The sequence below is a fragment of the Terasakiella brassicae genome, assembly GCF_014641495.1.
In the GTDB taxonomy this organism is placed as follows: Bacteria; Pseudomonadota; Alphaproteobacteria; order Rhodospirillales; family Terasakiellaceae; genus Terasakiella; species Terasakiella brassicae.
Genome location: NZ_BMHV01000051.1, coordinates 1 through 7,436, shown reverse-complemented (window position 1 = coordinate 7,436; position 7,436 = coordinate 1). Strand labels below are relative to the sequence as shown.

Here is a 7,436-nt window from a genome sequence, read left to right as displayed (position 1 = left end):
TATTGATCGGCCTAATCAGGTCTGGTGTGCCGATATCACCTACATTCCCGTGAAACGAGGTTTTCTCTATCTTGTTGCCATCATGGATTGGTATAGCCGCAAGGTTTTAGCCTGGCGATTATCGAACTCTATGGATGCCAGCTTTTGCGTCGAAGCTCTGGAAGATGCTTTGAGTAAATATCCCAAGCCGGAAATTTTTAATACCGATCAGGGGAGCCAATTTACCGGTTTTGATTGGATCGAGACGCTGAAAGACCAGAAGATTAAAATCTCCATGGATGGCAAAGGCAGGTGGATGGATAACGTCTTCATCGAACGGTTGTGGCGAAGCCTGAAATATGAATGTGTCTATCTCTACGGATTTGAAGGCGGCAAGGATGCCCGCCAGAAAATTAATCGCTGGATGGAGAAATATAACAAACACCGTCCACATTCAGCCCTTGACGGCGTCCCGCCAAATTGGGTTTACTACCGTTCATCGGGGTTAACCCCGATGAACGGTATCGCAGCATAAATATTAACTCAGGCATCCCACCTTAAATTCGCTGCTAAACTGTCCAACATATGGGGGCCACTTCTGTCTGCGGACGTTAATCAAAACGGTTGTGGAAGAAGTTATCGGTAAGACGTTACCCGTGAAGAAACCATCTATCACGCTGTCGGAATTGTACCGCCGATATATGGATGATCCGGGACGGCAAAGGTCTCGCAAAAAACTTCTTTTAATTGCATAATAAATCAATATAATCTCGTGTAAACTTTTTGTATTGCTGTGAGGGACATTATGCCAACACCAAATAACGAACTAAAAAACCTTCTAAGGCGTAAATATGGTCTCTCGCCAGCGGAGCCAACCTCGCAACAAATTCAAAACATTAAGCGGTATCTTCAAGTTCAAGGGAGAATTATCTCTGGGCAAGAACTAGAGCAAACAATCGCAAAATATTGTCCTAGTTTTGGAAGCCACACCTATGCGGGTGTTGATAACACTGATCTAACAACACTCCTGAAACTCATCAGCAAAGAAAAGTAAGTCTAATGAATTTGAAAGATATAAAAAAAGAAATAGAGCGATGTGCACAAATTGTAGAGTGGTCACCTACAGATACAGAAATTCAACGAATTTCGGAGGTTCTTGCGAAAAAACATAGTTTAGGTCATGAACTTTCAAAAAATGATCTTTTAGATATTGTACAAGAGATTATTGGCCCTGTGCTGGTAATGCTGAATGAAGGTATTGACAATACGGACCTAAAAACACTTTTAAAACTATGCACGAAACCGAATAATAACGATGAATAACGATGAATAACGAAACATCTGTTATTGAACTTGATGTGAAGGGGCAACAGCTTCGAAGCATTTATAAAGATTCTCTCAAAGGAATGCTCTCAAAGGGATTAAATAACATCTCGAATGAAGATTTGCTCCAATGTCATTCAATTGCTCTTGACTATTTCAACCACATGGAAAAACTTGTAGGAAAGAGTGCCTTACTTGGAGCAAATAATTGCGGAACATGGGCAACTGGCTTTGCTGAGGATTGTTATGCGGTTTTAGAAGAATTTATAGAGCATATGAAAAATGTTAAAAAGTCATAATGACTTGGTTTCATATTCTAACTTCACTCCGTCTGGTCATGCTTTTGCAAATATGCAACGTATTGTCCAAAGAGACCTCCACAATGTTTCAAAAACAAAGGTAGAAGAATTACGTACTGAATTTGAAGCTCTGAATTTACCTACTTTTGGATTTGAGACGAAAGCTATGAAAGACAAACACCCTGTTCCTAAGTGGCAAATTATTTTATCAACAGCAATTGGGCTATTTCTGATTCTGTTAATGGTAATTATTGCTATCGCCATTCCAAATCCGACTACATTCCAAATGTTTGTTTTTCAAGGCTGTTCGGCAATTTCATTAGGTGCTTTAGGGGCAATGATCCCCGGTATGCTGCATGTTGAATCACCTTATGCAAGAGCGACTGGTGCTATTGGGTTAGTGCTTATTGGATGGTTTTCAACTCCATCAATGGTCGATCTATTAATCGCAAACTAACTCTCAGTTACTTCGTCACGCAGTCAGGCTAAAACATGCTCCGGCCAGAGTGATAAGTGGCTCCGGGGAACTAAAATGACATTCTTTCTATGAGCTAACTCAACTGCCTTACCTGTGAATTTCTTGGCATTCGTAATCACAACGAGGCTTGGAGTATCCAAACCATATTCACCAGAAGACCGCAGCACTTGTTCTACAGCTTCGTGACCGATAGAAGTGTCTGGTGAACTGACATGCTTTGCCTGCACGATTACACCGCAATCCTTTTTGTGTTTGTTGACAAATACAACATCGGCCCCTTTATCGCCCCATCGAGGCGTTTCGCGGACGGACCACTCTTGTGTTGCTGCCATACCTTCTGCAATCCAATTCTCAAACTTAAGATAGTCAAAATTGTCAATATCAGGAAGCGGCTTTGGTTCGCTATCTGTTAGGACTTCCATTAAATTTCGAATATCAAAATCATCATTTGTAGGAGGCCATAAGACTGAACGTGAAAGTGCCTTCTTACGTTTAATCAAGGCATTTAAGATGCAATCAAATGAACGATCTTTATAACCGGGGTGGATCGCCAGCGGGATATGGATTTTCACATCCTTCTTTTGCCCAATACGATAGATACGGTCATTACATTGTTCCTCCACTGCTGGGTTCCACCACCGTGATAGATGGATGACATGCGTGGCCGCAGTTAGTGTAAGGCCGACACCTGCTGCTTTGGGGCCAAGAATCATCACATCAAACTCATCTTCTTGTTTGAGGTGCTGTTGAAACTCGTCAACATATCTCATTCGTCGTGGGATTGGTGTTTGACCATTGATAACCCGAACATCGCTTAATCCGAATGAACGATTTAATAGTTCTTTGAAAAACCATTGCATGCGATGATCTTCAATGAAAACTAGTGCTCTTTCTTTTCGTTCCTTGATTTCAGCCAATACTTTTAACGCGGCTTTCAATCGGGCTGACTTATCGGCAAAACCATAATGATCGGCCCCACAAGTGTCCACACGATCAGGGTGCAACGATACTGAACGAATATGGTGCAGTAGCTTGATTGCTGACCCTTTGGCAGCATCTTTTAATTGCGGTCGTATCGCATCATATGCCTGCATTTGTTCCGCAGGCATATCCTCACGATAAATTATGTAATCTTTTCGAGGTAAATCCCCAATGACTTCCTCTTTCATTCTTCGCAAACCAATTGGGGGCATACCTTCACGTTCGCCAAAAACAGACTTGTGAAGGCGGTTCATTTTTTTCTCAGTCACGTCTTTGAAATACGAAACGAATTCTTTCAAACTTGCTTGTTTCCCCGGAGCCAAAGAATCAATAATCGCCCATAAATCAGCCACATGGTTTTCAATTGGCGTGCCGGTCAAACCGATACGAAAATCAGCAACCACGCTTCGAGCAGCATGTGAATTGAAAGAGGCCGGGTTTTTGATGTTTTGAATTTCGTCAAAAATAACTGTTGAGAAATTGATGGTACGGAAAGAATGTTGATAGTTTGCCAAAGTTCGGTAGGTCGTTAATACCCAAAACTGGTGGCCATTACCTGTTGAAACGGCAACATTCAAATCATCGAAATTCAGTTTTTCAGTCCCGTCTTGAATATCGGTCCCAAGTACCCCTTCCTGTTTAATTTTTTTCAGGTTCGAGCCATATGCTCGGATCAATATACCAAGCCCCTCAGCATCAAGATGTTTAGAAACTTCGGCCTCCCAGTTTTTAAGGAGTGATGTTGGTGCAACAATGAGAATAGGAGCTTTTTTGATGTCTTCTCCATTTTCCATATTATCTTTTAGCCATGATAAAAAAGATAAGGTTTGAAGAGTCTTACCAAGCCCTTGATCATCAGCATTTAAAACGCCGGGCAATCCGCTTTCCCAAGCGTTAATCATCCACAACAAACTCTCTTCTTGGTGTCCCATTAATGTTGTTTGAACAGACGAGGGGCACTCTTTCGGGATCACACACTTTCTTTTGGGTATGTCTGGTTCCCATTCCATTTCGAGAAAGTTTTCCTGCAATATCGCAGCATGAACAGGACCCTCTTTTTGACGAGGGTCACCATCAGGAGCAGGTCCACTGCCCCGCCCACTTTCAGGTTCTTGTTGAGAAGTAAGGTTTTGAACCGTTTCCAGATGCTCGGCTGTACATTCAACAGTAATGCCATTAAAGAAAATTTCTTTTTGCCCTGCCCGAATAGCCTCTTCGATTTTGTCTGACAGAATTGAAGTTTCTTCTACTTTCAACGGAACCCACTGATCTCCCAATTGAACACCAAACGTCTCAGGCATCCATGGACTACTCTGCTTGTCTACAAAGCTCAAATTCGGGCGTTCCCAGACTCCTATCCCAATCGCTCTATCTGCATACTCTGGTGTTTCAACAAATAAATTGACGGACACCTGTTCGACTATTTCTTCAATTTGAATATCATCAAAACCTTCAAGCTGTCCCGTTTGTTCAAGATGAGTTTCAATGGCTGTTGAGATTTCTTTAATAGGGTTTTTAAGAAATTCTTTTTGTTCAATTTTAGAAGATTTCTGTTTCTGGCGAACCACTTTGAGAGCCGGTAATAGGTTTTGATCAATGATCAAATATTTATTAGCTCCCAAAGAATATGTTCCCTTGGCTTCATCAAAGGATGAAAAACCTCGTCTTGGATCAGCATCAAAAATGCTTTGATCGACATCTGATAAGCAGCCATGGTTTTCGTTGATTGTTTCACCGTTAGATTTCTTTTCATTTATTTCGCTGCCAAAGAGCATTGGTGAGAAATTCTCGTTTTCATCAATATGTAAGGAGAATGCCGCAGCCGTATATACTTCCATATTGTCGAGAGCTTGAGTGAGCTTAATCCGTTGCCCTCGTGTTGGTTCAAGCGATTTTTCACCTTCATCCACAAAACCAAGCAACTTCCTGAAATGAGCCAAAGCCTCCCAATGACCTGAGAAATCAGTATTTTCTGGGATGAAACCCTCTGCTGTTTCAATGGCTGAAAATAATGGGTCTGGAATTCTATATGTGCCGTCAATAGTGTTGAGGATAGCACCATTTCGCTCGCAAGTGATCTGATCAACCCCATCAGACCAAGTGGCCTTTAGGTTAAAGTTATGGTGGCCGACAACACCCTGAATATCCGCTTGTAAAATGTAGGGAGACGTTTCAGGTAAACCTAAAGCGAGGGCCGCATTTTCAGATAAAGCTGCTACTGCATCATGTTTTAGCAGGACGCTTTCATCGTTAATAGTGACGCTTTCTTCATTCAGTTCCTGATATGCTCTGAGTTCAGCGAAAGCAAGGCATAACGATTGGTTTTCTTTAGACCAATCCTTTGTTTCTATTCCTTGGTTTGAAAACAAGCGAGTAAGAAAACCAGCCCCGTCGGCTTGAAAGGAAATGAGGACCTCTTGATCGTTGAATTCAATATTAATAGCCATTCATTGATACCATTTACTACATTAACGCTTGCAATACCTTCTGTTCCCAATGACGGTAGGCGTCATGCGTAAAGGAACCGAATTGTGCGTTGCCGTGCCTGATGCGATTTATTGTGTACGAAGACTGAAATAGCTTGGGACATGTGTCTTGTTTTTCGTCAAAAACATGAACTTTAAAATTGTGTGAGCCTTCCGCAATTATTTTGTTTCCACACTTTAGAAACAGAAAACATTTGTGCAGATCACCATTTACATTTGCAAAACCAAGCAAACCTTTACTCCCGGTTTCCATGGCAATTCTTTTAGCCTCAGCCCTCCCTGCATCACTGAGAGCAACCCACGCAGCTTGAATGCGTTTCTTCTTCCACATGCTTTCCCAAAATTTTCGGCGATCAGGCCACATATGATAGTTTTGTGGTTCTTCTTTCTTAATCACACGGCCCACGATGTCCAAAAAGGCTATGAGATTGGCCTCAGTCAACCATCTCATTATTACCTGTTCAACCGCATCGCTCATAACCATCCATGGTCCAGAACGGTTTAAGCGTGGGTCCCCAAACATTGCAATCAGATTGTCAACAATGAGTTTCTTCGTATCTTGCGAGGGGTCTCTGTCTTTCCATGGTAATAGAAGTGCCTCAATTGCAGAAGTCGCACCAAGCTCAAAAGGAGGAATAGATTGTTTGGGTTTAAGCCATTTGAAAAGCCGAAGAATGGAGGAGCTATCTCCATCAGCCAAAGGCTTTTCAAGTCGTTTTAGAAATTCTAAATGGCATTCTTCCATTAAACCTTCTGAATGAGGGGCAGCAATGCCCATCTCTTGTAATCCATCGTAAGGATTATCAAAGTCTGTCATTAGGTAGGATATAGACGAAGGAGCTTGAGTAGGCTCAAGTAAGTCGAACTCTTCCACCAGTTCCGAAATATCTGTACGAAGGCGTTTGTATGTAACCTGTAAAATCTCTTTGATCAGGGTTGTACGAACACTACCAGATTGGAAGGTCTCAAAATATAAATTATAAAAAACCTGAACTAAATATGGGCGAGGATCAACTTTCACAAGTTTCGAGAAAAAATCTCGTAATTCCGTGAAACCTGTATTGTCCCATAAATCTGTTTCCCATAAGGCTCTCACTGTTTGGCATGCTTTTGACCATGCCACTCCATCCCAGTGCGATCCTGAAAACCCGTCTCCACGGCCCAAACGAGCAGTCATTTCTAAGCACAATTCTTCGGGGTCAATATCATCAATATTTGCATGATCTGCATCCGGCCATTTTTCATTGATTAGAAACACCTCCTTCTGAACCCCTCCTATTCCTTGCACTAACGGTGTAAATGAGGGAGCGACTTTGTTCTTTTCAATTTCTAATCGTTCGGAGAGTTTCATGGGACAACTCTTTTTTCCAACGGTGGACGTCCCAACATCAGACTGGACTTAATCTGATCAATTTGATCAACCGAATTAGGCGTCGCCATAATGAAACGAAGATCAATCCTACGATTTGTAGCACGAGATTTCTGGTCTGTATTTGGCACAAGAGGTCTCATGTCACCATAACCTGAGAACGACAAAATCGGTTGCCCTTTAAGGTTTTTGTATTCGACAAGATGAGACAAGTGCCTCTGGGTCATTGCCCTGAACATTTCCGTGCTCCGTCGAGCAGAGAGATCATAGTTATCGAGCATCCTTTCTCGGTTTCGTAGTGACAAAGATAAATTCAAGTCATCTGTATGACCTTCAATCTGAATGGCTTCTAAAACTGCAAAAGCAGTATTACAGCGGTTCTGAAACAGGGAACGTTCACCTAATGGACCCGTCCCCTAAAACTGGAGAGCACCTTCTCCATTTAGGCGGCGTTCAATTCAAACTGCATTGGACTTATGTTTCCCAGATATGAATGTCGGCGTTTGGGATTGTAAAATCGA

General features: G+C 42.1%; 7 protein-coding genes. 5 read left to right on the top strand and 2 right to left on the bottom strand.

Annotation, left to right across the window (positions count from 1 at the left end; translation table 11 throughout):
• From IEW74_RS16850 to IEW74_RS16830, 5 genes are all read left to right on the top strand, one after another.
• The coding region (locus IEW74_RS16850) for an IS3 family transposase (RefSeq protein WP_188667290.1) at positions 1-514 on the top strand (514 nt) is incomplete at its 5' end.
• A gap of 270 nt (positions 515-784) precedes the next feature.
• Positions 785-1,033, top strand: coding sequence for a hypothetical protein (locus IEW74_RS16845; RefSeq protein ID WP_188667288.1), 249 nt, complete (start codon positions 785-787; stop codon positions 1,031-1,033).
• 5 nt (positions 1,034-1,038) lie between these two features.
• A complete protein-coding gene (locus IEW74_RS16840; RefSeq protein WP_188667286.1) occupies positions 1,039-1,302 on the top strand; it encodes a hypothetical protein in 264 nt (87 codons plus the stop codon).
• 2 nt (positions 1,303-1,304) lie between these two features.
• Positions 1,305-1,601 (top strand): hypothetical protein, encoded by a 297-nt coding sequence (locus IEW74_RS16835; protein ID WP_188667284.1) that lies wholly within the window; start codon positions 1,305-1,307, stop codon positions 1,599-1,601.
• Positions 1,585-2,058, top strand: a complete 474-nt coding sequence (locus IEW74_RS16830) for a hypothetical protein (RefSeq protein WP_188667282.1) — start codon at positions 1,585-1,587, stop codon at positions 2,056-2,058. Before IEW74_RS16835 ends, IEW74_RS16830 begins: the two co-directional genes overlap by 17 nt.
• Before the next feature lie 23 nt (positions 2,059-2,081).
• Here IEW74_RS16830 and IEW74_RS16825 read toward each other — a convergent pair whose 3' ends face one another.
• Together IEW74_RS16825 and IEW74_RS16820 are read right to left on the bottom strand one after the other, a co-directional pair.
• Positions 2,082-5,507 carry an SNF2-related protein gene (locus IEW74_RS16825; protein WP_188667280.1) on the bottom strand — a complete coding sequence of 1,142 codons (3,426 nt, stop codon included), beginning with the start codon at positions 5,505-5,507 and terminating at the stop codon, positions 2,082-2,084.
• A 16-nt stretch (positions 5,508-5,523) separates the two neighbouring features.
• The gene (locus IEW74_RS16820; RefSeq protein ID WP_188667278.1) at positions 5,524-6,897 is read right to left on the bottom strand and encodes an EH signature domain-containing protein; all 1,374 of its coding nucleotides are present in this window, start codon (positions 6,895-6,897) and stop codon (positions 5,524-5,526) included.
• Between the last annotated feature and the right edge of the window lie 539 nt (positions 6,898-7,436).